Annotated in this window: 25 protein-coding genes; 17 read left to right on the forward strand and 8 right to left on the reverse strand. The window is 39.4% G+C overall.

Going from position 1 to position 24619, the window contains the following annotated elements:
* Window positions 1–68 precede the first annotated feature (68 nt).
* The gene (locus tag A5888_RS17090; RefSeq protein ID WP_086350706.1) at window positions 69–1421 is read right to left on the reverse strand and encodes an MATE family efflux transporter; all 1353 of its coding nucleotides are present in this window, start codon (window positions 1419–1421) and stop codon (window positions 69–71) included.
* Window positions 1422–1494: 73 nt separating this feature from the next.
* Between A5888_RS17090 and A5888_RS17095 the strand changes: the two genes are divergently transcribed.
* Window positions 1495–2247: a MerR family transcriptional regulator gene (locus tag A5888_RS17095; RefSeq protein ID WP_086350707.1), complete on the forward strand. Its 753-nt coding sequence runs from the start codon at window positions 1495–1497 to the stop codon at window positions 2245–2247.
* 109 nt (window positions 2248–2356) lie between these two features.
* Here the strand turns inward: A5888_RS17095 and A5888_RS17100 are convergent, their stop codons facing one another.
* The gene (locus A5888_RS17100) at window positions 2357–3328 is read right to left on the reverse strand and encodes an ABC transporter substrate-binding protein (RefSeq protein WP_086350708.1); all 972 of its coding nucleotides are present in this window, start codon (window positions 3326–3328) and stop codon (window positions 2357–2359) included.
* The gene (locus A5888_RS17105; protein ID WP_086350793.1) at window positions 3329–4078 is read right to left on the reverse strand and encodes a polysaccharide deacetylase family protein; all 750 of its coding nucleotides are present in this window, start codon (window positions 4076–4078) and stop codon (window positions 3329–3331) included. It lies immediately after the preceding gene.
* Between the two features lie 246 nt (window positions 4079–4324).
* Between A5888_RS17105 and A5888_RS17110 the strand changes: the two genes are divergently transcribed.
* The 5 genes from A5888_RS17110 to A5888_RS17130 all read left to right on the forward strand — a co-directional run bounded on the left by A5888_RS17110 (window position 4325) and on the right by A5888_RS17130 (window position 7304).
* Window positions 4325–5047 (forward strand): ABC transporter ATP-binding protein, encoded by a 723-nt coding sequence (locus A5888_RS17110; RefSeq protein ID WP_086350709.1) that lies wholly within the window; start codon window positions 4325–4327, stop codon window positions 5045–5047.
* Window positions 5044–5775 (forward strand): ABC transporter permease, encoded by a 732-nt coding sequence (locus A5888_RS17115; protein WP_086350710.1) that lies wholly within the window; start codon window positions 5044–5046, stop codon window positions 5773–5775. The genes A5888_RS17110 and A5888_RS17115 overlap by 4 nt, the downstream gene beginning before the upstream one ends.
* A 45-nt stretch (window positions 5776–5820) precedes the next feature.
* Window positions 5821–6141 carry a hypothetical protein gene (locus A5888_RS17120; protein WP_086350711.1) on the forward strand — a complete coding sequence of 107 codons (321 nt, stop codon included), beginning with the start codon at window positions 5821–5823 and terminating at the stop codon, window positions 6139–6141.
* Window positions 6142–6227: 86 nt separating this feature from the next.
* Window positions 6228–6491, forward strand: a complete 264-nt coding sequence (locus A5888_RS17125) for a hypothetical protein (RefSeq protein ID WP_086350712.1) — start codon at window positions 6228–6230, stop codon at window positions 6489–6491.
* 138 nt (window positions 6492–6629) lie between these two features.
* Entirely contained in the window at window positions 6630–7304 is a 675-nt protein-coding gene (locus A5888_RS17130; protein ID WP_086350713.1) for a hypothetical protein, read from the forward strand.
* An 86-nt stretch (window positions 7305–7390) separates the two neighbouring features.
* Here A5888_RS17130 and A5888_RS17135 read toward each other — a convergent pair whose 3' ends face one another.
* Window positions 7391–7828, reverse strand: coding sequence for a VOC family protein (locus tag A5888_RS17135; RefSeq protein WP_086350714.1), 438 nt, complete (start codon window positions 7826–7828; stop codon window positions 7391–7393).
* Between the two features lie 114 nt (window positions 7829–7942).
* Window positions 7943–8350, reverse strand: coding sequence for a VOC family protein (locus A5888_RS17140; protein WP_086350715.1), 408 nt, complete (start codon window positions 8348–8350; stop codon window positions 7943–7945).
* 297 nt (window positions 8351–8647) lie between these two features.
* Here A5888_RS17140 and A5888_RS17145 point away from each other — a divergent pair, with 297 nt between their 5' ends.
* The 3 genes from A5888_RS17145 to A5888_RS17155 all read left to right on the forward strand — a co-directional run bounded on the left by A5888_RS17145 (window position 8648) and on the right by A5888_RS17155 (window position 10679).
* Window positions 8648–9634, forward strand: a complete 987-nt coding sequence (locus A5888_RS17145) for an LCP family protein (protein WP_086350716.1) — start codon at window positions 8648–8650, stop codon at window positions 9632–9634.
* Window positions 9635–9740: 106 nt separating this feature from the next.
* Complete coding sequence (locus A5888_RS17150) at window positions 9741–10424, forward strand: hypothetical protein (protein WP_086350717.1); 684 nt, start codon at window positions 9741–9743, stop codon at window positions 10422–10424.
* Between the two features lie 96 nt (window positions 10425–10520).
* On the forward strand, window positions 10521–10679 hold the full coding sequence (locus A5888_RS17155) for a hypothetical protein (protein ID WP_170924881.1): 159 nt from the start codon (window positions 10521–10523) through the stop codon (window positions 10677–10679).
* 141 nt (window positions 10680–10820) lie between these two features.
* Here A5888_RS17155 and A5888_RS17160 read toward each other — a convergent pair whose 3' ends face one another.
* Complete coding sequence (locus tag A5888_RS17160; protein WP_086350718.1) at window positions 10821–11372, reverse strand: TetR/AcrR family transcriptional regulator; 552 nt, start codon at window positions 11370–11372, stop codon at window positions 10821–10823.
* Between the two features lie 169 nt (window positions 11373–11541).
* Here A5888_RS17160 and A5888_RS17165 point away from each other — a divergent pair, with 169 nt between their 5' ends.
* Together A5888_RS17165 and A5888_RS17170 are read left to right on the forward strand one after the other, a co-directional pair.
* Window positions 11542–12243 (forward strand): ABC transporter ATP-binding protein, encoded by a 702-nt coding sequence (locus A5888_RS17165; RefSeq protein ID WP_086350719.1) that lies wholly within the window; start codon window positions 11542–11544, stop codon window positions 12241–12243.
* Window positions 12244–12255: 12 nt separating this feature from the next.
* Complete coding sequence (locus tag A5888_RS17170; RefSeq protein ID WP_086350720.1) at window positions 12256–14961, forward strand: ABC transporter permease; 2706 nt, start codon at window positions 12256–12258, stop codon at window positions 14959–14961.
* A gap of 140 nt (window positions 14962–15101) precedes the next feature.
* Here A5888_RS17170 and A5888_RS17175 read toward each other — a convergent pair whose 3' ends face one another.
* The gene (locus tag A5888_RS17175; protein WP_086350721.1) at window positions 15102–15788 is read right to left on the reverse strand and encodes a hypothetical protein; all 687 of its coding nucleotides are present in this window, start codon (window positions 15786–15788) and stop codon (window positions 15102–15104) included.
* 28 nt (window positions 15789–15816) lie between these two features.
* Window positions 15817–16332 carry a helix-turn-helix transcriptional regulator gene (locus A5888_RS17180; protein WP_086350722.1) on the reverse strand — a complete coding sequence of 172 codons (516 nt, stop codon included), beginning with the start codon at window positions 16330–16332 and terminating at the stop codon, window positions 15817–15819.
* A 926-nt stretch (window positions 16333–17258) separates the two neighbouring features.
* On the opposite strand from A5888_RS17180, the gene A5888_RS17185 reads away from it, so the two are divergent.
* The 6 genes from A5888_RS17185 (at window position 17259) to A5888_RS17210 (ending at window position 24541) form a co-directional block, all read left to right on the forward strand.
* A complete protein-coding gene (locus tag A5888_RS17185) occupies window positions 17259–18371 on the forward strand; it encodes a tyrosine-type recombinase/integrase (protein ID WP_086350723.1) in 1113 nt (370 codons plus the stop codon).
* A 191-nt stretch (window positions 18372–18562) separates the two neighbouring features.
* Complete coding sequence (locus tag A5888_RS17190; protein ID WP_086350724.1) at window positions 18563–19258, forward strand: winged helix-turn-helix domain-containing protein; 696 nt, start codon at window positions 18563–18565, stop codon at window positions 19256–19258.
* A 270-nt stretch (window positions 19259–19528) separates the two neighbouring features.
* Window positions 19529–22549: a lectin-like domain-containing protein gene (locus A5888_RS17195; protein WP_086350725.1), complete on the forward strand. Its 3021-nt coding sequence runs from the start codon at window positions 19529–19531 to the stop codon at window positions 22547–22549.
* Between the two features lie 42 nt (window positions 22550–22591).
* Window positions 22592–22948 carry an LPXTG cell wall anchor domain-containing protein gene (locus tag A5888_RS17200; RefSeq protein ID WP_339101749.1) on the forward strand — a complete coding sequence of 119 codons (357 nt, stop codon included), beginning with the start codon at window positions 22592–22594 and terminating at the stop codon, window positions 22946–22948.
* Window positions 22945–23736 (forward strand): WxL domain-containing protein, encoded by a 792-nt coding sequence (locus A5888_RS17205; protein WP_086350727.1) that lies wholly within the window; start codon window positions 22945–22947, stop codon window positions 23734–23736. The genes A5888_RS17200 and A5888_RS17205 overlap by 4 nt, the downstream gene beginning before the upstream one ends.
* A 31-nt stretch (window positions 23737–23767) precedes the next feature.
* A complete protein-coding gene (locus tag A5888_RS17210) occupies window positions 23768–24541 on the forward strand; it encodes a WxL domain-containing protein (RefSeq protein WP_086350728.1) in 774 nt (257 codons plus the stop codon).
* The last annotated feature ends 78 nt before the right edge of the window (window positions 24542–24619 follow it).

Below are 24619 nucleotides of genomic sequence, written 5' to 3' on the forward strand. Positions count from 1 at the left end.
ACAGAGCTTTTGCTGATCAAACAGCAGCTCTGCCCCTGTTCTGATTAGTAATGCTTCGTGTATTTGTATTAGGGTAAAGTGTTTTCTATTACTGCCTGTTTGATGGTTCTTTTTATCAAAAGAAGAAAGTAGATGGAAAGTCCAACGGCAAGCAACCGTCCAATTGCTTCACCCAACCAAAATGCATTAGAAGAGACCACTTGCAGTAAGAGGTAGGTAGAGCTGACCTTAATCAGTAAATCACCGATATTGCAAAGCAGATATGCCCGCATCTTCAATGCACTTCTTAAAATACTCTCGTTCATAAATTTGAAAACAGTCAGAAACAGAGTCCCGATAGAGAAGAGTAAATAGGTATTGAAAAAGTGAAAGCCGTCTGGATACTGTTGGCTGTCAAAAAAGAAGTTACACAGTTGCTCAGAAAACAAAAAGAAAATGAGGCTGACTAACACTGCATAAATCAGTGATACCTTTGTAAGAAAGCGGTAAGTTTGATTTAATTCACTATACTTTTTCCCAGCAAATAGTTGAGCAGAAAAAATCGACAGTGTCTGGGCAAAGCCGGAAATCACAATCCGAGAAATAGTTAGTACCTTTGTCACGGCGATAAAGCCGATAATGACTTCATTACCAAAGCGATTGACAAAGGACTGCAAAAAGACGGAGGACAAGGTAACCACAAATTGTTGAAAAATTGAGGGTACAGCGATCGTACTGATTTCCTTCAGTTGAATCGGATCAATCGAAACAGTTAAACGAAAATAGGGATTGGCTAGGCTTTTTTTATAAAGAAGCAATAAGCTCACACACATTATTATACCTTGCGCAAGAATGGTCCCTAAGGCTGCCCCAGCAATGCCTAGATGAAAGCCAAGGATGAACAGCAGGTTGAACAGGACATTTAATAGGGAAGAAGATAAAATCAGGTAGAAGCTCTTTTTGGCATCACCAAGACTGGTGATCATTGCTCTGGAAATATCATAGACATAGATAAACGGCACACCAACCAAATAGATGAAACAATAGGTATTTGTCAGTTCTAACAACCTTTTCGGTACATTCATGAGATCGAAAAGTACGGGCAGAAGGAAAAAACCTACAACAGCCAGAAAAATTCCCAGTACTGCACCGAAAACGATGAGGGCTGTCGTTCCTTTTGCTAGCTTCTCCTGTTCATTTTTTCCGATATAGCGAGAAAAAATGATTTCAACTGCCAGCTCAATACCACCGGAAATCACAATAAACAACAATAAAACAGTTCCGGCATTGCCGACTGCCGCCAGTTCCTCCGCACCGATAAATTGTCCCACGATGATCATATCGGCAACATTATACAATTGCTGTGTTAATAGACTACCGATCATTGGCAGAGAAAAGAAAAATAGTTTTTTATTTAACGTATTATTTTTTATGTTCGCCATGTCGCTCACCTCTCTATTTCTTGCTATACTAGTTATAAAGTATTCCCTTAGGGCATAGTCAAGAGGTGGGAAAATGAAAGAGGAATATACAACAGGAGAATTTGCGAGGTTATGCAAGTTATCAAAGAAAACATTGTTTTACTATGACAGGATCGACCTAATAAAACCGATACGCGTAGATGAAAATGGCTATCGTTTTTATCAGCTCTATCAATGCGATCAGATCAGTACAATCAAGCTGTTTCAGGAAATCGGTCTGTCATTGAAGGAAATCAAAGCAATTTTTCGACAGCAGGATTTGTCTTTGAAATCTGCGATACTTCACACACAAAAAGCGGCTCTGGCAGATAAAATCGAGGAACTGATAGATATGAAGGTCATGCTGGATTTTCTCACAGCCCGCTTTGATCATTTTCAAGAGATAGGAACGGATCAGCTGTACGAGGAAATTGTTTCAGAGGATGAGCAGTATAAGGTGTTTGATAAAAGTGGTGAGTCAGTCTCAGTCAATTATTTGAATTATGGCTATCAATATGGGGTGCTGTTTCAGCGAGATGATTTGCCAAAAGGGGAAGAAATCCCACGACACTCCTATGTTTTTCAGCGAGCAAAGGAAGAAGAAGCCAATTTTATCAAGCCAAAAGGAGTATATCTGAGTAAACTCTATTTGCTAAGGAATGAAGAAATCATGACGTGTATTCCAAAATTTCTACAAATGATCGATCTGTCTAAAACAGAAGGACCATTGTATCATGAGGATTACTGTAGTGAGGTTGCAGGATATCCGGATAAGTTTGTGATCAAGCTGTCGATGAAGAAGAAATAAATGCTTTCGAATCTATAATAGCAGCGCTAAAAAACTGGTTGAAATAAGTAGACTTAGGGAGCTATAAAAAAATGCCACTGTCTTCAAAACGAAGGCGGTGGCATTTTTACTATTTCTCCAAATAACTGAAATCTGTCAGCTCGTCATAGGTATATTCCTTGTCGATCTGACCTTTTTCTTTTGTCCATGAAATGATCTTTTCAAATTGGTCTTTTGGCACTTCCTGAGCATAAGGGTATTTCTCGGTTTGTTGATCCAAATACTGGCTCATCGCGTCAGGGAATTGATACGTAGATAAAATGTCGGCGTATTCACTAGCTTTGTGTTCGTTCATATAGTCGATGGCTTGATTATATGCTGTGTAAAAAGCTGTGACATCCTGTGGTCTTTCACTCAAAACTGCATCTGTAAATTGGAGCGTACCACCTTTGATCCCTTGTGCTTTGGAGCTTCCAAGAACAATCGCTCCTTGCTGCGCAAGCATACTTGCTTGAGGTTCAGTATAAACTGCGCCATCTACCTGATCGCTTAGTAATGCTTCGGAACGGGCGGAAAAGGAAGGGATATCAACAATTTCATAAGTGAAATCATTTTCCTTCGCGAATTCATCCATGATATATTCCAAAATGAAGTTGGGAACCAGTGTCACTTTCTTTCCGCTTAGTCCACTCATTTCTGTGATGCCGGATTTTGGAGAAGCTAAAATTTTGAAATCTTCCAAAATATCTGAAGTGATTGTTAGGTCGATACCATTCTTTTTAAAGGTCGCTTCCGTCATCACATCGCTGATTGTACCATCGAGTTCTTTTGCTTGAATCGCAACATTTCGATCATTTGGTGAAGTGAAGGATTTAATGTCTACAGTCAATCCTTGCTTTTCAAAGAACCCTTCTTCTTTCGCTAAAATGATTGGGATTGCTGATTCAGCGGGCAAAATACCGACTGTCAGAGCTTTGTCTGTAACGGTCGCTTCAGTACTTTCAATAGTAGAGCTGCTAGATGTCGTATCATTTTTTCCACAGGCACTTAAAACAGCCAAGCCTAGTAAAATAAGTGCTCCGGCAGTAACTAATTTTTTCATTTAATTTTCCTCTATTTTCATCATTTTTTTGAATGTTTCGATCGGTAATGTATAGGGAATCACGTCACGGTTCAGCTCTAATGGAGCAGTTTCGCGAGTATTGATTCCTGGTTTTGTGGTAAATGCAAGTGTGAAATCCAACTCTTTCAATACGGAGACAGTCTGTTGGTCATACAGGCCAAAGGGATAAGCAAAAACATCCGTAAGCTCTACGTAATCGTTGCATGCAAGGATATCTTCTTTGAAACGTTCCGGGCTTTCCCACATCGGTCTGGACTGAGTAGTTCCTCGGCGTTCATGAAAATGAGTCGTATGATTCGCATACTCAAAAACATCGATCATTTCAGTTAGTTCTTGTTGACTGAGAACTTTGGAGACCTCTGGCTGATAAACTGAGGGCGTCTGAAACAGCCAACCAGCTGCTACAAATACTGTCGCTTGGAATCCGGCCTCCTTCAATATAGGGTAAGCATACTCCTTCATAGACTGGTAACAGTCATCGAAGGTCAATAAAACAGATTTTTCTGGCAGAGGCTCTCCCTTTTCATAAAATGCACGGACTTCTGAAATACGCAAAGAATGAAATCCCTCTTGCTTAAGATAGTTTATTTGTTCCTTAAAAAGAGGTAAACTATCAAAAAGAGGCAATGGCAACGCATCTTCGTAGCCATCAGCTACAACAATCGGCCGCTGTTGCCCATTCAGTTCCTCCACAGGACGAATCTCGTGGAATACAAGTGTTCTAAACACTGCTTTCACCTTACTTTCTTCAATTAATACAGCTAAAAGTATACCATATCTTGTAGGAACTTGAAGAGCTGTGGCGAGTGCTGCCTAGGAAAATCATTGGTTAACGCAGATAAAAATGAACGGATGATACAAGACAACAGTGCATCAAGCCAAAAACACTTCTATGACGATAGATTATAAAATTTTGACAATAGCGGCTACTAGGCTTTCCATACAAGACCTAGTTAGCCCTAAAGGAGAATGAGGATGGGAATTAGACTGGAAGAGGTGTCCTTCAGCTACGGAACAGAGAAAATCATTGAACAGATAAATACCACATTTGAAAAGGGGAAAACCTATGTGTTACTTGGACAATCAGGCGTTGGCAAAAGCACGCTGCTGTCCTTGTTGAAAGGATTTCAACAACCAAACTCCGGACAAATCGTTTACGAACAGACCTCACAGGAACAGGTGGAGGTGGTTTTTCAGGATCATCAGCTTTTCCCGTGGCAAACGGTTTTTCAGACAGTTGAAATGCCGTTGAAAATAAAAAAAGTGCCGAAAGCTGAACGCAAAATAAAAGTGGAAAGTCTGTTGAAGGAGCTGGCGTTGACTGATCATAAAGCTAAACTTCCAAGTCATTTGAGTGGAGGACAAAAACAACGGTTGGCAATGGCGAGAGGCTTGGTTACTGAACCGGATTTTCTATTATTCGATGAACCGACATCCTCTCTTGATCCAGAAACGAAGGAAAAGGCACAAGCTTTAATTTTGTCTGAGCAATCAAAACGAAAAAATACAGTACTAACAGTGACACATGATGTTGAAGAAGCTGCTTTTTTAGGAGAAACGATTTTGATTATGACAAATGAAGGACTATCCATTTATGAGAATCCGACCTTTCATCAGTCAAAACGCCGTGAATCGGTGGGATTTTATACCTTCTGCATTGAGCTTAGACAGCTCTTGAAAGCGAGGGATGAAGAATGAAACAAAAAAAGGGCACTTCGTTGGTTGTGGGGCTGGTACTGTTATTCCTTTTCTGGCAGCTTTTAGTGATTATGACAAATAATCGTGCTGTTCCTGAGCCTCTTGCTACTTTAAAAACGGGCTGGGAAATGAAAGGACTGTTGCTTTTACACACTGGGGCGAGCAGCTTGCGAATTACCGTAGCTCTACTTCTATCATTGCTCATCGGTGTTCCTTTAGGGATCATTTTTAGTCGCCGATCCTTAGCAAACAAGCTTTTAGGTCCTTTAATCTACTTTTTATATCCTTTGCCAAAGGTCGCTTTTTTACCGGTTTTCATGCTTTTTTTTGGTCTGGGGAATGTTTCAAAGATCTTATTGATTTTTTCAATCATTTCTATTCAGGTCATTGTGTCGATTCGAGACAGTGTGAATGAAATACCGGAAAGCTACTATCTTGTGATGAGAAACTACAACAGTAGCAAATCACAAGAACTAAAATTTTTAGTTTTACCGGCATTATTACCTGGACTGTTGTCCAGTCTGCGGATCAGTACAGGTATTTCATTGGCCTCGCTCTTTTTCGCAGAAAATTACAATACAACATATGGCCTGGGGTATCTAATTTTGAGTGCCTGGTCAAAGATGGATTATGAAGAGATGTTTGCTGGCATTTTGATGATCGGGGTGCTGGGCTATCTCATGTTCAGCGGCTTTGATTATCTGGAACAACGTTTTTGTCGATACTAGAATCGTGTAGAGTGTTGAATGGTAAAAAGGAGTAGACGGACTATTATGAATATAATCTCATTATCAGAGACAGAACCTTCTCCCTATGAAATAGCAATGTCAAATGGTCTGACTGCAGTGTTGATTACGACATTTGGGTTAAGTGCTACTAGCTTGGCCCAGACCGAAACACAAAAACAGCTGACTGTATTTGTACTTGAAAAAGACCAAAGCTGTGTTGGGCGAGGAACGGTTGGTTTTGACCTATCTGAACTGAGCGTAGAACATAACTCGAATCCTACGCTCACCCTGTATCTAGACACGAATAAACGGTGGGCCAGAAGCAACTTCTTCGACAATAAGCTAAAATTCAGCAAAAATTTGTGAAGCAATTTTCGTGATTTCCATCTTATTGCTTGAAGCTTAACACTTCTGGCCCAACCTCGACCTTTGAACAGGACAAGAAATTTCTTGTGCAAGCATTATCAGCGGTCAAACAGGAAATTGGCTGGCAAACGCTAGACTATGAGCCGACAAAAAATATTCTCTTTCCTATAGTCGATCAGCTGATCCTATTGGTCAATGAGCTGACGGAGGAAATGGTCGATAAAGAGGCTGGAATGGAGTGGATGGCAGCGGCAGAAATGCAAGATCCTGTGAGAGTAGAATTTCCGATTTGTGAGAAGCATCAACTATTTCTAAGCTTATATGGCTGTCATGCTTGCAATGACAAATAAATCTGAACAAAAATTGTTCTTTGAAGACATATATCTGAGCTATTTTATAAGAAAAATAGCGAGTTTCATTTTTATTGCTATGATATAATAAAGCTGTAATCATCGTGAGTAGTTTCAAATAGAAAAGGGGAAGTAAGAATGAGGAAAAAGGTTGTTTGCCTTGTTGGTTTGGCGTTGTTTTTAACAGGCTGTACTCCGTTGAACGATAGACAGGATGAATCTGAACAGAAAAAAGAATCGTTGTTAGAGGTTTTTGATCAGGCTGTGGATGAGGCAAAGAAAGATTCCAGTGAAGCGAAAGAAAAGACCAAAGAATCGACAACTGCTTCAAGTAGTTCGACTGCAGAGACAGTGGAAAGCTCTGCACCGGCAACAGCGGTTCCGACAGAACCGACAATCGATAAAAACAGCTATCCATTTGGCGTATCGATGATGGATATCACTGCGACAGGAGTATTTTCAAAAACAGGGATGAATATCCCGCAGACAATCATGCTGTCTTTTGTTACTGAATCAAGTGGTACAGTTGCGTTAGTAAGCAACGGGGGACGAACAGAGTATTATACAGCGCAGTATAAATTGATACCGACTACAGCTATTCGTGTGTTTTCTGCTGGGAGCAACGATGTTCGTACCGTGAATGTCAATACGGAAATCGTGATTGACTATCTGGCAGGCAGTCATGGTGGTTATGATGCCGGAAATTTTTACGTGTTTACCAACTCTAGTGGCACACTTTCCTTGGCAACACCTAATTACGCTGGAAATGTCATGGCAACGGAAAGTGATGTTATGTTGGAGTATTTACCTTAACTAAAGCTATGTTAAAAAAACTGAACTACCCGAAAGTTGTTTGCAAACTTTGAGTAGCTCAGTTTTTTATATACTGTTTTTCGTTGTTAATCAATAATCAGCATATCATTTTCATCAAAGGACCAGTTCTTTCCATAAGCAACTTCCCAATAATAGCCGTCCAGGTCTCTGAAATAACCGCTATAGCCATCCCAGCCTTCAGGTTTTTCAGGTGATTTGACAATGTCACCCCCGTGTTGTTCGACAAGAGTAAAAAATTGATCTACTTCCTCTTTAGATTTCATATTGATTGCTAGTGTCATGCCGTTGAAACCGCCGGAACTGAGGGTAGGAGGATTTTCCTTATTGATATCTTCTGCTAAAAATTTCAAGGGAAAAAGCTCTAGCTTTGTTCCTTGTGTATCGAAAAATACGATTGGCGGAGCTTCTGCAGTTTCGTGAGTTTTGAAGCCCAGTGCACGGTAGAATTTTAAGGCGCGTGCCATATCGCGAACGCCCAGACAAATCAGATTGATTCTATTCATTTCCTTCTCTCCTCGTTGTTTTTATGAAATAAAGAATGGTGCCTAAAAAATGTTTTTGAGACAGGTGACTATTCTTGAGATGGACTAGCTGCATTCGTGTTCTTTATTGTGTTTTTATATACTGGTTGCATCGTTCAGTTCAAACAGGTTTCCTTCGGGATCCCTAAAATAGACACAGGTCATTTCCCACTCTTCGATAAACTGTGGCTCGCCTAAGAATTCTACCCCTGTGGCTTTCAAGCGTTGATAATCTTCTTCTAAATTGCTGGATGGAATCACCCCAACCACTGTATCCGGCTGTGATTGGTGTATGGGCTGTTTATAGCCGGCAAACATAGTCATATTTTCGCCTGAGAAAATTGCAAAACAAGGCGGTGCATCATTAGCTATGGCAAATGACGTGTAAGGGCCGTTACGATCCCCCCAGACAGAAGCTAAACCTAGTTTCTCTGTATAGAAGTCGAAGCATGCGCCATAATTTTTTCTTACTAGAATACGCGTACTTAGTTTGTCAAAATGCATTCTCTTACCTCCGTTTTTTTATTAGCTAATCAAAAAAGACGATTATGATGCTATTCTCTAGATAGAAGTTTTTTTGCATCACCTGATTTTGAAAACCTTTTCTTTTATGCTAACATAAAAATTAAACCTTGAACAAGCGAACAGATAAAAATAGAAGAATGAAAAAAGAAAGAATTTTTTCAACTATTATGTTTAAAATGTTAAGTATATTTATATTAGAAAAGTATTGAAACGTTAATATAGTCTTAATAGCTGAAACTAGCTATTGCTTTCATGCGTGTTACAAAGTAGAATTTAATGGAAGTTGAAATTTTTATTAGTTGTTTTTTAGTAAAGCAAGGAGGAAATAGTTTGTCAAAAGGGAAAAAAATAGTATTGATTGTTACAGGTGTTGTTGCGGTTTTGGTTATTGGAACAATGGCTATAGCTGCTAAACTGTATTCTGATATTTCAAAAACAGCCGCGAAAACGTATGAGACAGTTGAACGACAACAACCGGCGGAAACCAAAAGAGAAGAAGCCGCTGATTTACAGAAGAAGGATTCGTTTTCTGTTCTATTGATGGGGATCGATACAGGTGCAGATGGTCGTGTTGAAAAGGGCCGATCAGATACAATGATGGTCGCAACAGTCAATGCTGATGACAATAAAACAACAATCGTCAGTATTCCTAGAGATACGTATACAGAAATTGTTGGCTATGGTACCTCAGATAAAATCAATCATGCTTATGCCTTTGGTGGAGCAGCAATGTCCATGGATACAGTTGAAAAAATGTTGAATATCCCAATCGATCATTATGTCTCTATCAATATGGAGGGACTGAAAGAGCTTGTGGATGCAGTCGGCGGAATCAGTGTCAGCAATACATTGGAATTTACACAGGATGGCTATACCTTCAATGTGGGAAAAGTTGATTTAGATGGAGATCAAGCACTTTCTTATTCTCGTATGCGTTATGAGGACCCGAACGGGGACTACGGACGTCAGGAACGTCAAAGAAAAATCGTTGATGCGATTGTAAGAAAAATGCTGTCATTCTCTGGTGTTTCTCAGTATCAGGGCGTGTTAGATACTCTTAGTGAGCATGTGAAAACAGACTTGAGTTTTGATGATTTGAAAACTATTGCACTTGATTACCGCTCAGCTTTAGGGTCTGTTAAGCAGGATCAGTTGAAAGGTGACGGCTTCATGCAGGATGGTGTTTCTTATCAGGGTGTTAGCGCAGAAGAAATGCAGCGCGTTCAAACAGAACTGCAAGGACAACTTGGCTTAGCTGAATAAGGACCAAAAAGAATCAGGCTCTGACTCATGTTTCTAACAACGTGCAGTCGAGTCTGATTTTATTCTTGCGCATAGTATGCACGAACGCTTTTTGGAAATGCATGGTTTGACTAAAATTGAAAGAGATGTGAATGGTTTGACTATATTATTTATCATAGAAGATGGTCTTAAAACAACCTTCTATTTGTATGTACTGAGAGAGGGAAAGAAGAGACTGATACGATTTTCTCCGGATCTGTTACTCGCAGATGGGGAAAGCATGGCACAAAAATTTATCACATTATCGATGGAGGAGCTACTAGTCCTTTTTGAAAAACTAGCGAATCTGACCATCAAGAATTATGTTGTTGGCAGTAAAAAAGAAATTGTTGGATTTTTATTGCGTGAGGAACAGAGCATAACTATCAATAACTCGCAAGCCTTCGTTTATGAAGCTGAGGAAATTACCTTTAAGCAAGGTAAAATGGTTGCAGATAGACGGACATTAGAGGCGTTTATCAGTTATCAGGTAGATGAAGGGAATGCGCAGGGGATATATGAAAGACAAGAGCATGTGTTGCGTTTGCTAAAAAATGATCTACTTCGTGATAAGCGAATTACTGCAATGCCTAAACGGTTTAATCAATTGAAAAAGCTGATACGGACGAATATTGGTGTGTCAGACTTACTCAAATTTTTCAAAGCATATAAAGAGCGAGGGCAAGAAAAAACACAACGACTGACTGTATCTGCTGGAGAAGCAGCGCAGGATAGCTGGGTTAAGGAAATCAACCAGTTTTTGTCGGAATAACATATGATTTGTATGGTTCTTAGATGATTTTTGTTGGGTAGAACGTTCTTCAACTTTGTTTGGTCCGTTATATGAGAAATAAAAAGGGGGGAGAATATGCAAGGAAGAAGTAGGAAGCGCTATGCTGTTTTGACGATTGTCGTGATGGTTTCAGGCCTACTCTCAAGAAAAGCAGTCTTTCTATTTCCGGAGGTTGTGACTACCTATCTAGGGGATGCACTGTGGGCATTGATGATTTTCTTTGGTCGGATATAGTTGCGTATACGCTTGGCACATTTGGTGGGGCGTTGATAGATAGGGGCTTGATTCGATTGGATAGGCGTAGAAAGTAATGAGCTTTTAATTCAATAAACACTTCCCAACAAACAGATAACAGTTTTTGTTGAGAAGCGTTTATTATTGAATTTTTGTTGAAAGAATGGTTAAGATCATCGTAGCGACTTCTTTTGGTTCAAGATAGGAGTAATTTTTCAACCAATTTTCAATCAAACCGATCGTTCCATCCACGAAATAAGTAAAATACAGCTCTAATTTATCCGGCGAAGAATCTCCGAAAATCAAAGCAAAATTCTCTAAAGCTTCAGGTTTGACCTTACTGAGCATCGAGCCGATCAGCCGACTGTCACTTTTACTGCTTAGAATAATTGTGCTGGCGTCCTTGTTCTCACTCAAAATCATAAGGATATTGACCAACCAACTGTCCAGCGCATTTTCCTGAATACGTATGTTTCCCATAATATCTTCAATTAAATCATCCTCGATCCTTTGAAACAGATCATAAGGATCAGTATAATGTTTATAGAAGGTGCCACGGTTGATATCGGCGGCTTCACAGATTTCTTTAACTGTGATTTTTGCCAATTCTTTTGACTGTAAGATTTGAAGAAACTCTTCTCGAATCACTTTTTTGGTATACAGAGTTCGACGATTATTTGGCGTGCCGACCATACTACCCCACCTTTCATCTTATTAAGTGTACATATTTTCATTTTCTGTTTATTTAATGACACAACGGACAAAATTGCGTCTTGCTCGAAAGTTACGCAATTAGTATACTAACAACATGTTAAAAAATCAACATCATGTCTAGTTAATCAAAATCGAAAGAGGGATCACGATGAGTTATGTTGAAGTAAAAAATGAATATAGACGTTACAAGATGGGGGAAACCGAAATTGTAGCGAATAATGATATTACTTTCTCTGTAGAAAAAGGAGAACTGGCTGTTATTTTAGGACCAAGTGGTGCCGGAAAATCAACCGTTCTAAATATATTAGGCGGTATGGATTCCCCAGATGCTGGTCAGGTAATCATTGATGGAACAGATATCGCACAATTTTCTGATAAGCAGTTGACCGGATATCGGAGAACAGATGTCGGTTTTGTTTTTCAGTTTTATAATTTGGTCCCTAATCTAACAGCGAAAGAAAATGTAGAGCTGGCAACAGAAGTATCGCCAAATGCTCTGGACCCTGTTGAGGTGTTGACACAAGTAGGATTGGAGCATCGCTTGAATAATTTTCCATCCCAACTATCTGGGGGGGAACAACAGCGGGTATCGATTGCGAGAGCACTGGCAAAAAATCCGAAACTATTGTTATGTGATGAACCGACAGGAGCCTTAGATTTCGAAACAGGGAAGCAAGTACTTAAGCTATTGCAAAATGCCAGTAGAAAACAGGGCAACACAGTGCTTCTCATCACCCATAACTCTGCGATTGCTCCGATTGCAGATCGAGTGATCCATATCAATGACGCGAAAGTTCGTTCAATCGAAATCAATGAATCACCGATGTCGATCGACGATATCGTATGGTAAGGAGTCGTTTGAATGAAGAATAAGACGTATCTAAAAGCAAGCTTCCGCGAAATATGGCAGTCAAGAGGTCGCTTTATTGCGATTATTTTGATCATTCTTCTAGGGACCTTGTTGTATGTTGGTGTCAAAACAACAGGACCGGTTTTGAATTCATCTGGCAGCGACTATTTAGAAAAACAACAGCTAGCGGATATGCAGATCATTTCTACAGGTGGTCTGACAGAAAAAGATGAGTCATTATTGGAAGAAATCCCAGATACGATTGTTGAATCAGGCTATCAGTTCTTTTATGCAGATGAGGAAAAAGGAGAAGTTGTCCACGTTTTTTCTTATGATGAAGTACAAAAGCAAAATCAGTTGGTTCTTGAAAAGGGACAGCTTCCTAAAAAGGAAAGCGAATTGGTCTTGGATGCCGCTGCTGAAACGCTAGGTTATCAGATAGGTGATACGTACACAATTGATGATCCGGATCAGCTGGACAAAAAGGAATACACTATCGTTGGTTTTGTGAACTCACCGATTTTTATCAGTAATAAAGACCGTGGCATGACAAATGTGGGGGATGGCAATGTAGATTATTTTGCCTATGTTCCTGTAAACAACTTTACTTCAGATGTCTTTGGTGTTCTGTATGTGACTTTTGAAAATGTCAAAGGATTGAATACCTATGGTTCTGAGTATAAAGAGTTGATGCAGAAAAATCAGGAGTTGGTAGAAGAGAAATTTAAGGCGCGTCCAAAGCAACGACTAGAAGAGCTGAGAAGCATGATCGAGGAAGAAATTGCTCCGGCGAAAAAAGAGATTGCAGATGGTCAAACGCAAATTTCTGATGCTGAGGAGCAATTGACTACTGCACAGACGGAATTAGACCAGCAAAAACAATTACTGGCACAGCTGCCGGAAGTTCAAGCTGCTGCAGCTTTAGAGCAATTAAATGAAGCACAGGCAACCCTTGATGAAAACAAAAAGGAATTGGCTGATCAAAAGTCAGCGCTGAGCGATGCACAAACTGAAATCAGTGATGCTGAAAAAGAAATGGCTGATTTGAAAACACCAACTTATCTCTTCAATCAGCGAACAGAAAATATTGGCTTCCAGGATTACGGCGATCTTTCTGATCGAATTGCGGCAATTGCCAATGTGTTTCCAGTCTTCTTTTTCTTCATTGCTGCGTTGATCACTTTTACTACGATGACACGAATGGTAGAGGAAAACCGTAAAGAGATCGGGACACTGAAAGCATTAGGATATAGTCGTTACGAGATTTCTCAGAAATATGTCATTTATGCCGTACTGGCGGCTGTTATCGGCGTCGCTCTTGGTGTGGTCATTGGGACAAACACGATTCCAAGAATTGTGTTTGACCTTTCGAGTGATCAATACAATTTCCAAAAAGTCAGTGTGTTCTATGAATGGCAACCGATTATTCAAGCAGGACTGGCGTTTCTGTTTGCCACATTAGGCTCAGTGATCATTGTGTTGATAAAAGAGTTGACAGAAAAACCATCCGCACTTTTACAGCCGAAAGCGCCCAAGCCCGGCAAGCGAATTTTCTTGGAATATATCACACCATTATGGTCAAGAATGAGCTTCAATCAGAAGGTCAGCTACCGCAATTTGTTCCGCTATAAATCGCGGATGATCATGGCGATCATCGGGATTGCTGGTTGTACAGGACTGATGGTGGCGGGATTTGGGATTAAGAACTCACTTGAGGCAGTGACAGATAAGCAATTTGGTCCGATCATCGATTATCAGGCAGTCGTTACTTTAGATGAGGGGACATTTGAACAGACAGAAGCGATTCTTGAAAAGGATACGAAGATAAACAGCATTTTACCAGTTATCAATGAAGTATTGGAACTGAAAAAGGCAGGACAGGCAACGCAAAGCGTGACGTTGACTGTTCCGGAAGAAGTGTCTGATTTTTCTTCTTATCTTCATTTGACTACAAGCGCCGGTAAGCCAATTAAGCTAACAGATAAAGGAGTAGTTATTTCTGAAAAATTGGCAGCGTTGTTTGATATAGAAGTTGGCGACACGCTGACCTTCTATGATGAAGATCAAAATGAGCTGGAGATGCTCGTTCAAGCAATCGCTCAAAACTACCTTGGGCATTTTGCCTATGTCACCCCAGAGTATTATGAAGAAGTGACTGGGCGCGACTATCAGAATAATTCATTCCTGCTTAAAACAGATTCGATGACCACCAAAGAAGAAAATAAATTAGCAGAGCAGCTCCTGGCAACCGATGAAGTGAAGAACACTAGCTTTTTATCATCTCAAATCGAGACACAGAGAGGGATGATCAACAATCTTGATCCAGTTGTTCTAATCTTTGTTGTTCTCTCTGGTTTATTGGCTTTCGTTGTATTGTATAATCTGACCAATATCAATATTTCTGAACGAGTGAGAGAGCTTTCTACAATCAAGGTTCTTGGTTTCTTCGACAAAGAGGTGACGATGTACATCATTCGTGAGAATATCATTTTCACATTGCTGGGAATCATTGTGGGTTATGGGATTGGGTATATCTTAACAGGATTTATCATCCGTCAGGCATCGATGGAAAGTATTATTTTCCCACTAGTCATTCATTGGCCGGCCTATGTGATCTCCGCAGTACTAACGATTACTTTTACAATTATTGTGATGCTCGTTACTCATTTCAAATTAAAACATATTGACATGATTGATTCGCTGAAGGCGAATGAGTAATAGTGTAACTAAAAAATAATGAGAAGAACCCTTCACTTTGACACGATAAAAAGGTCAAAATGAAGGGTTCTATTGTTTCAAATAATTTTTGCTTAAGCCTGAGTAACATAGCAAATGATGAGCAGTTGTGTCTGTTCGTGTTAAAACAACGCTAGCAAAATCAAAAGCAACGTAGTGACACTCGTGATCGCAATCATCCATTGTTCATCTCTCAAGGTACTTTGATAAGGACTTTCTTCGGCTCTGGCATCAACAACAGGTACTGTTGGGTAGGTGCTAGTCAGTAATTTTCTATAGGCTGCAGCTGCAGGTGTTAAAGCAACAGTGGTATTGATTGTTTTTGCTTCTAATTTTTTCTTGAGCTCATCAAGAGATATGACCTCCCAATAAATTGTTGGGTATTTTCGCATTAATTTGCGAAGGTCTTCATAGGTGTAAGGTGGACGATCGTCGTTAATAGGCATATCCTTGACTGCGATGGCCGGAGCTTCTGCCAGTACATAACCTGTGCTCATATTGAAAACAAAACCTGGTGGAGCCATTGATTTCGCAAATTGCTCTGAAGGGACATCTATCAGCTGAATCGTTGGCTGCCATTCTTGAAGCTGCTTTAAGAATTTTTTCGTCAGAGCAGTTACCGCAATTGCTTGATATTCTTGAATCGTCTCTTCTGTCAGTTCAAAAAATGCTTTTTTCTCCCAAGTAAATTCACTGTATTCCAACAGCAAATAATTTCTCAAACGCGGCAGATAGTTTTCGTCCCGCAAGGTATACTGAATCGTATTGTTTTGCTGGATTGACATGGTCAATATAATTCCCTTTTTCATAGTAGAAGTATTCTCCTTTCCAACTATATTAGCGCTGAATAATTGCATCTTGAAGAATGAAACCGACAATGATCAATACGAGAAAGCCCAAGCACAAATAGACACCTGGATCAGCCATGTTCTCTCCTTGACTGTAAATATTTGATAGTCGGTTTGTTTTCTTCAAGGAAATCGCCGTGATCAGAAATCCGCCGAGTGCGTAAAAAATCATAAAGCTGATTTTTTCTTCTCTTAAGATAATTTGTAATACGATTGATAGCAACGACCAATAAAATAACAGAAAGGCAAATTTTCTGGTTGGAGCTGGTTTCGGATTAGGGGGGATCGGTGGCGTAATCATAGGTACTGATTCTCCTTTCAGTAATTCATCCAGTGTTGTTTTATACAGTTCACTAAGCATGATCAGATTCTCAAGATCAGGCTGATTTTTGTCATTCTCCCAACCGGAAATGGTTTGGCGACTGACATAGATTTTTTCCGCCAGCTGTTCTTGTGTCAGGTGATGCTCCAAACGTTTTTCTTTTAAGTTATTCCCAATAGTCATCCTCTTTCCTCCTTGCCCTCAGTATACTAAATCTCGTTTCCGATGTCGTGAAAATGCAAAAGAATTATAGGTAAAAGCTGTTTGACATGCTGATAAATCAACGTTTTATAGAATTTAAAGATGATATAGACTATTTTCTGCTATCACAATAAATTGATTTCTTATAGCCAATTTCTATGGAAAAGAACAAACTTAGTGTCAAAGGTTGAATGGATCATTTTTTTTGAAATAAAAAAAGAGCTGGATAATAGTATACCTCAGACCCGATTGCTATCTATTTACTTCAATTAAAGAACATACTTGTTGATAATATGAAAAATAAATCGAAAATATATTAAATATTAAAAATATCTCATAATGTAATTAATTATACAAAAATAAAAATATAATTATATGATTCTCTATGATACACTCATATGCGATTGCTGTAGCAGAATGATGAATTAGAAAACACATGATCGAATGAGCTTCTTGCAATTTAGCGGATGGTGAGAACAGACTGTTTATTAAAGGATTGTCAAAAAGGGGAGGGGTATTAGTAGAAAAAAAAGCTGCTGAAAGTGACAATAAGCCAGATTCAGAAGTCTTCCATGATAATAAGCATAATGAATATTTAAGTTATAGTTATATCCCATATATAGGATGAGAAGTTCCTAATCATAAAAAAATAATACGCTATATAGTTTCTTGTAACTCAGCATTACAAGAAAACAAAAAAAGTTTTTTCTGCGATATATCCAAAGTATAATTCATAATTATTTAAGAGTCTATATAATAAATGATGAATATTTATCAATTTTTTGGTTTTTTCGCAAAAAAAATGAGAAAATTTTTCTATTTTTTACTTATTGTCAGGTTATTTCGAGATATTTGATTTCTTGACAATGGATAAGTCGTCAAATAAGTCGTCAAACAGGGGTGCAAGTATGAGCAAAAGAGGAGAAAATATTTATAGAAGAAAAGACGGAAGATGGGAAGGACGGTACAAAAAATCAAGAAATAGGGAAGGTCATATTATCTATGGTTACATATATGGAAAGAAATACAATGAAGTTCGGAAAAAGCTCTTGGAAAGAAAGGTATATTATCCGGAGCAGACAGGGGATATTTTTGCCGGTTCTCTCTCCGAATGGCTTGATCATTGGCTTTATGTTGCCATCAAAAACAAGGTTAAGTTATCGACCTGGACAAGCTATGAATCAAAGATTAGAAACCATATCAATCCCTTTTTAGGTAAAATAAAGCTTCAATTAATAGAAAGAAGACATATAAGTACCTTTTTGCAGGAGTTGTCAACACGCCAATATTCTGAAAATACCATAAAAAATATTTTTACTATACTCAGCAGTAGCTTGAATTATGCTGTTGAAAATGGTTGCTTGATAAAAAATCCATGTAAAGGATTATCGCTTTCTTCCCGAGGAAAGCGGAGAGATATCCGAGCGTTGTCCATGGAACAGCAGAAAAAGATAGAGGCATTGGCATTTAAAGAAAATGATTGCTCGGCTGTGATTATCAGCTTAGCTACAGGAATGAGAATTGGAGAAATAAGCGCATTAAAGTGGACTGATATTGATTTTGAGTATGAGATCATCAATGTAAACCATACGCTACAAAGAATTCCGGACCCAAACAATCGAGGGCAAACAAAGGTTATTATCGGTAGTCCTAAAACAAAAAGTTCACTTCGGAAAATACCTTTAGCAAAAAACTTGAAAAAGTATTTACTTGAAAGAAAGAAATTTAGTGACTCAGACTATGTGGTATGCAGCAATCATCGGTTTGCAGAACCTAGGGTCATTAATTATCGTTTAAAAAAATTAATAGAAAAGACAGGAATGGAGTCCTTTCATTTTCATACATTGAGGCATACGTTTGCTACTAGATGCATAGAAAACAATATAGATGTCTCATCATTGAGTCGATTGCTTGGTCATACATCAGTAAAATTGACTTTAGATACTTATACAGATTCCTTATGGAAAAAAAGAAAAGAAGCAATGGAAACAATCGATAGTTTACAATTCAAGCAGCTATAAAGAAAATTTCAAGCCGTCAAAAAAATCGTCAGCCAATACGTCATCTCGCTATCTCATTATGAGGTAGCGGTTTTTTCTTGTAATGCTGAGTTACAAGAAAAAATTTTTTAATAGTCTATCTTTCTAATAATAAATCAATTGCAAAAAAAATAAAATTATATTGATCGTATAGGTAAAAAGGAGGATTTGAGATGTACAACATAGGTGTTAACCAAGTAACGGAAGAGTTTGAGCATACATACATAGAAGATTTAGATAAGGCTAAATGTCACCTAGTTCAAGTGGATGCAGAAAACATAGAGACAATGATCAAGGACTTAGATGGTGTCTTTCTAAAAGAAGATGCCAATCAAAATATCGGAAAAATCTGCGGTTTAATTATGAAGATCAAAGAGAGGTCCAACTCCCTTATATGGGTACTGTCGGAAGGACCTTCTTCTATTCAAAAAAAAGTTTATCTCGAATTAGGAGCAGATGGGGCTTTTACAGTGGAAGATGAACCGGAGGTAATAAACCTCATAATAAAGAATTCACTAAATAGATATCGAAAAGTAAAAAAGGAAAAGAAAATGACTACTAGCTTTGATTGTGTACCGGGAATCGAACTAAACTTGGATACGCTAAGTGTGAAATTTGAAGGATGTTCAGAGGATATATCACTGACCAGACTAGAGTTTAAATTGATGCAGCTGCTTTATGAAAACTATCAAAAAGGTGTTTCTTATCAACGGATTTATGAATATATGTGGGGATGTCCATACAACGATAATAAGTATAAAGTAGCAAATTTAATTTTTCATCTCAGAGCCAAGTTTGAGAAGGTAGGCATAAATCCAATGCTTATCCGAACTGTTCGATCACAAGGCTATATGCTGTCTAATTTGTAAACAACCAAAAATGAAAAGGGATTTTGTTTTTATCCGCAACTAATTGGATTGATTAAGCCAGTTGATAGTCGAAGCTTCTCTTGGATAAAAAGGAGAGAGAATCGCTATTCGCATGCTATAGATGCTCTGCGTATAGGGAACAGGTGGGGGAACAACCGGAGTTATCTGTTTTCTATTTGAAGGGGGGGATGCAGGTTTAATAAAGACAAGGGGATTTGTTGTCAGAGAGGATTCTCTTGTACACCAATAAAAAAGAAAGGAGGTAAAAATATGATGAAAAAAAAGGTCTTTTTTATACTTAGTGTACTTTTTAGTTTAGTGATTTCTTTCATAAGTCCTATGGAAGGAAATGCCTATATCGGTATCTATCCAGAGCCTGCTCCTGTAACAGCTGCAGCAACGCCTCAGGAAGTTAAAGACAGTAAAATCAATGTATTAGATGCGTTTAACTTTCCGGGAGTTTGGTATGCGACTCCGAATGGAACAGATAAGTATAATGCGAATTACGCTTTTTTAAGTGACACGCGTGACAATGTAGCAGTTATCTACAACAGTTTCACTTACAACCAGAAAGGTCAGATGTGGTATAACGAAAAACTGGATTTGAATTATCCTTTTGAGTTTGAAAGCTATGTGTTTGTTGGCGGACGAACCTTTAACTCACTCACACCATGGTCTGGGGCAGGGAATGGACTAGTATTTGTCATGCAAAATGACCCAGCCGGAAATGCCGCAATCGGTGGTCGCGGCGGAGGAATCGGTGTTTGGCCGCAAGCTCGTGGAACCTTTAACTTCAACATGATCTATAACGCTGTTGGGATCGAATTGGATACAACGTATAACGCATTGTCAACAGGGAATTATCGAAATGATTTCGACCTTAGATTGAGAAACCAATTGGGGCTTGCATCTGCTGATCATACGTATCCTCATATGGCTATGGCAACAACGAAAACTACCACAGCAGGCTATGGGACGACACAAATCAGTCAAGCCTATGATAATTTTACGCACATCGGACCTACGTTGCCTACAACGACAGGTAATCCATCTGTTTCCGGATCAGAAGCTAATTCATGGTTCAATCAATGGATCAAGTTGAAAATTTCCTGGGAGCCTAATGGGACGCCTGGTGATGCCGCATCAATTACTACTGGGAACCTAAGTTATACATTTGGACCTGTAGATGTAAATGGGAATAAAATTACTTATCCCACTCAGACTTGGTCAAATATTGATATCGATGGTACATGGAACAGTGCAAACGGCGGTACTTCGTGGAACCGTCAAGTATATTGGGGCTTCACCGGAGCAAGTCGATTAGCCAACAATGGTTCCTATGAAACGACTGGAACGATAGCAGAAAGTGCGTCAAATCCTGCGGCTGTTGCAATCACAAAACTTCCAGCTGAGCCGGAGATCCTAGTAGACAGACAGGTGATCAATACTACTGCCGGCGAAACAGAAAGTGATTATGCCAGTTTTAAAACAGCTAAAGTAGGCGATATTCTTCAATATAAAGTGGAAGTCGCAAATGATCCTATCCCTAGTCATCAGATTCGTTTGAAAAATACGCTTGTGACGGAAGATTTGGAGTCCAACAGTTATGTTGCCAGTTCATTCCAGTATTCAAGCAGCAAATCAGGGACAACTTCACCAACACCAACTATTAATGGGAATAACTTTACTTTTACCGATGCAGTAAACGAGTATCTCCCAGGAGAGAGCTTTACGTATACCTATCGGGTACGAGTTGGGGCGGATACGACAGAGTTCATTAATGATGTTTTACTCGGAAGTACTTATTCCAGTACGACTAATTATGGTGAAACAAATGTAACCGTGATTCCAGAAGGTCTTGCTGTGACTAAGACAGTAAGTGAGAATAATCCCAAAGTTGGTGAAATCGTAGATATTATTTCCACTTCAACCGTGGATTCTGGTGTGATGCTGTTTAAGGATTTTACAGATACTATTCCAGCTGGCTACGAGCTAATTCCGAATACGACTAAATTTGTGATTACTCATAAAGATAGTACGACAACGGAAGAAACGCTCTCAGACAGTGATGTTTGGAGGGGCTCTAGTACGCTTGGTTATTCGCTTTCGATTGAAGAAAGTCAACTAACAAGTAGTCAAAGCAAAGAGCTATATGGGGGAACGACAAGCAATAATTCGTTTTCTGTCAGCTATCAAATCAAACCGATCGAATCAAGCAAAGGCGCTCAAAATGTTTCACTGTCTCAATCCAGTATTTCCGGATGGAACAAGGTGAATAGTATACAGGGGAGTCAGACGTATTCAGCAACGTCCAATGATGTAAAAATCGATGTATTAACGGATATCATCATTTCTTTTTATGATTCATCAGATGTGTTATTGCCTGCATCTTATATAGACAGCAGTGACCCTAAGTTTGATGCGACAAATCCGGTAACTCTCTATTACAACACAGGTGACAGTTATGACTTAACAACTATCGTTGACGGGATATCTGCCCATTTATTTTCTGATTACTATTTAACATTGTTTGAAGTTGATGGTGATGCAGTATCGTTAACAGATATTTCAGGAACAATCAAAAAAGCTGGGAATAAGATTGATCTTTATTATTCACCTGATGGGTCTGTCACAGTGACCTTTGTCGATCGAAATGGTGACGAGCTATTGACACCAGTCATTATTGACGACTATTCAGCTGGTCAAACGATCGATTTAACTGATTCTGTGCAGGGGGCAGATGTTTTGACAGCGATTCAGGCAGTTGAAAATAATCGTTATCAACTATTTAAACGTCCCGATAATGAAAAAAATGTGCCGGTAACAAGTGCAGGCACAACGGTAACTTATACATTTGATGGAACATTGTCGATTTATCAAGCACCAAAGATGATTGATTTCGGTGTTGAGAACGTTGTTGGAAAGGATATCCGTGTGGATACACCAGATTATGACCAAGATTTTATTATTTGGGACAATCGCTATCAACGTACAAATTGGTATTTGACAGCGGAGCTAGATACACCATTGACCAGACAAACAGGTTCAGGCACCGTAATTCCAGATGCGATCCGTTATCGGAAAGTCAATGATGATCCAACGAGTGAAGTGATCCTGAGCTCTGCAGCGCAAGAAATCGTCGATCGTTCTCAAAGTGCTGATACGTATAACATCTCAGACGAATGGCGTGCAGGAAACACAGGATTTAAATTGGAAGCTCCAGCAGGTTCAGTCAAAGGTTTGGGTGAATACCAAGCGACAATTTTATGGGTACTGAGTGATACACGATAGAAAGAGAGGGAAAACATGCGGAAAAATAAAATAGTTTTGTGCGTGCTTGTGGTACTCTCCTTTCTTTCGTTGACTCCTCTTGCAGCTTCGGCGACAAGTGAGAAGGAATCCGAAAAATCTGTGAGCGTACAGACAAATGGTGCCATCACTTTTGAATCTGAAAAAACGATAGATTCCAGCACCTTGCCACCGACCAAGACAGACCCGACTTCAGATTCGACTTCGATGGTGGAAAAGCCAACAGGAGGCACGACAAAGCCAGGCGGCAGCTATCCGTCAACAGGGGAACTGGTGAAGCGGGGCGTGACTATTGCTGGTGCGGTATTCATAGTACTTGCGGGACTTCTCTTCTTTTGGAAACGTAAGAAAGAAGAAGAGAAGGAGGGGGTGAACCGATGAAAAAATGGACACTACTCTCCACCGCAGTCGTCAGTTGTCTCTTGTTTGGGACAGGCTATGCAGTGACGCAAGCTGATGCTACATCAGGTTCGGGTAAAGGAACAATTGAATTTGAAATAGAAGACAAACAACAGGTATATGATCCCGAAAATCCAGGGAATGTTGTTGATCCGGGGGAGTCTCCAAAGACGGAGGGGCCACTTAGAATTGATTTTGTTCCGCAATTTCAATTTGGAACGAATAAAGTAGCTAATGCAGATGCCGTCTACTCCGCATATGCGCAACTATTCAAAGACAATACCAGCGCCAGAGGAAACTTTGTTCAGGTATCTGACTTTAGACCAGAGAGCTCTGGTTGGGAGTTGTCTGTCAAGCAAGAATCTCAGTTTGTTAATGGAAACGGGAAAAAACTGGATGGCGCAGTGATCTCATTGGATCACTCATGGACAAGTTCAGTTAGCGGTTCTGCCGCGGCTCCAACAGTTAAAAAAGACGTGATCAACATGAGCGTTGGAGAAAGTCAGATTCTTGCAACGGCAAAGGCCGGTACAGGAGAGGGAACTTGGGCAGTGAACTTTGGTGCTTCAGCAGCTAATTCTGTCGGACAAAAGGACACATTAACTCCATTGCTTGGAGCGGATGGCAATCCGGTTCTTGACAGTAATTATGGAAATAAACCTGTCTACTTGAATGCAGCTGTTGGGTTGACTATTCCGGGAAGAACCGTAAAGGAACCTGGGACCACTTATAGAACGGTGATAACTTGGAGTCTATCTGAGTTGCCATAAATAAAACAAAGAAATTTAGGAGGAAACACACATGAAATCAACTTACAAATTAGCTTCTGCAGCTTTGCTAGGTGCATTAGGACTTGGCTTGGCAGTAGCATCAGAAACAAAGGCGTACACACAAGATGAAACAGGCAAAGGTAAAATCGAATTTACACAAACAATCAGTGAAAATGAAACAGGTGAAATCACTTCACCACCAGATACAACTGAACCAGATATCACTATTGATGAATCAGATGTCATCACAGGTACAGAAGAACTGCAATTGCGTGTTATTACGTCAATGGATTTTGACAAGCATGAATTAGTTGCGACAGATACAGCAGCAAAAACTTGGCCAGTAAAAGCTTATTCAGCTGACAAGCTAGACGGAACAGGGAAATTCGACATGCCTCACTTCGTACGTTTCCGTGATTACCGTGCAGAAGATGGAAAAGAAAATACGTACAAAATCTCTGCAGCAATGACGAAAGAATTCACGAACGGTACAACTAAATTAGGTGGAGACTTGAACTACTCAGCTGTTCGTTTGACTACAACAACAAATGCGGATACTTTACCTAGCCAAGCAGTGGTAAAACCAACATTTAAATTGGATAGCGACGGAAATGAAGTAGAAGTTGTTAAACAAAACGAAGCAGGAAAAGGTTATGGTTTGTTCGACATCATGTTTGGTGAGTACGACCAAATTACAGCAGATAAAACAATGGATTCAATCAAACTAGATGTACCGGCAAACACGAAAATCGTAAAAGGAACATACACTGCAGAAATCACTTGGACACTTTCAGATACTATCTAATTTGTGCTAAGTAGATTCTATGAAACGAGAAATCACCGATTTCGGTGATTTCTTGTTTAACAGTGAAGAAAGGACAAG

The organism is Enterococcus sp. 9E7_DIV0242 (assembly GCF_002140975.2).
Lineage (GTDB): Bacteria > Bacillota > Bacilli > Lactobacillales > Enterococcaceae > Enterococcus_L > Enterococcus_L clewellii.

Excerpts from the sequence above, each read along its gene's own strand:
- A5888_RS17090 (WP_086350706.1), bottom strand. The coding sequence starts at position 1,421 with ATGGCGAACATAAAAAATAATACGTTAAATAAAAAACTATTTTTCTTT.
- A5888_RS17095 (WP_086350707.1), top strand. The coding sequence starts at position 1,495 with ATGAAAGAGGAATATACAACAGGAGAATTTGCGAGGTTATGCAAGTTA.
- A5888_RS17100 (WP_086350708.1), bottom strand. The coding sequence starts at position 3,328 with ATGAAAAAATTAGTTACTGCCGGAGCACTTATTTTACTAGGCTTGGCT.
- A5888_RS17110 (WP_086350709.1), top strand. The coding sequence starts at position 4,325 with ATGGGAATTAGACTGGAAGAGGTGTCCTTCAGCTACGGAACAGAGAAA.
- A5888_RS17115 (WP_086350710.1), top strand. The coding sequence starts at position 5,044 with ATGAAACAAAAAAAGGGCACTTCGTTGGTTGTGGGGCTGGTACTGTTA.
- A5888_RS17120 (WP_086350711.1), top strand. The coding sequence starts at position 5,821 with ATGAATATAATCTCATTATCAGAGACAGAACCTTCTCCCTATGAAATA.
- A5888_RS17130 (WP_086350713.1), top strand. The coding sequence starts at position 6,630 with ATGAGGAAAAAGGTTGTTTGCCTTGTTGGTTTGGCGTTGTTTTTAACA.
- A5888_RS17135 (WP_086350714.1), bottom strand. The coding sequence starts at position 7,828 with ATGAATAGAATCAATCTGATTTGTCTGGGCGTTCGCGATATGGCACGC.
- A5888_RS17140 (WP_086350715.1), bottom strand. The coding sequence starts at position 8,350 with ATGCATTTTGACAAACTAAGTACGCGTATTCTAGTAAGAAAAAATTAT.
- A5888_RS17145 (WP_086350716.1), top strand. The coding sequence starts at position 8,648 with ATGGAAGTTGAAATTTTTATTAGTTGTTTTTTAGTAAAGCAAGGAGGA.
- A5888_RS17155 (WP_170924881.1), top strand. The coding sequence starts at position 10,521 with ATGCAAGGAAGAAGTAGGAAGCGCTATGCTGTTTTGACGATTGTCGTG.
- A5888_RS17160 (WP_086350718.1), bottom strand. The coding sequence starts at position 11,372 with ATGGTCGGCACGCCAAATAATCGTCGAACTCTGTATACCAAAAAAGTG.
- A5888_RS17165 (WP_086350719.1), top strand. The coding sequence starts at position 11,542 with ATGAGTTATGTTGAAGTAAAAAATGAATATAGACGTTACAAGATGGGG.
- A5888_RS17170 (WP_086350720.1), top strand. The coding sequence starts at position 12,256 with ATGAAGAATAAGACGTATCTAAAAGCAAGCTTCCGCGAAATATGGCAG.
- A5888_RS17175 (WP_086350721.1), bottom strand. The coding sequence starts at position 15,788 with ATGAAAAAGGGAATTATATTGACCATGTCAATCCAGCAAAACAATACG.
- A5888_RS17180 (WP_086350722.1), bottom strand. The coding sequence starts at position 16,332 with ATGACTATTGGGAATAACTTAAAAGAAAAACGTTTGGAGCATCACCTG.
- A5888_RS17185 (WP_086350723.1), top strand. The coding sequence starts at position 17,259 with ATGAGCAAAAGAGGAGAAAATATTTATAGAAGAAAAGACGGAAGATGG.
- A5888_RS17190 (WP_086350724.1), top strand. The coding sequence starts at position 18,563 with ATGTACAACATAGGTGTTAACCAAGTAACGGAAGAGTTTGAGCATACA.
- A5888_RS17195 (WP_086350725.1), top strand. The coding sequence starts at position 19,529 with ATGATGAAAAAAAAGGTCTTTTTTATACTTAGTGTACTTTTTAGTTTA.
- A5888_RS17205 (WP_086350727.1), top strand. The coding sequence starts at position 22,945 with ATGAAAAAATGGACACTACTCTCCACCGCAGTCGTCAGTTGTCTCTTG.
- A5888_RS17210 (WP_086350728.1), top strand. The coding sequence starts at position 23,768 with ATGAAATCAACTTACAAATTAGCTTCTGCAGCTTTGCTAGGTGCATTA.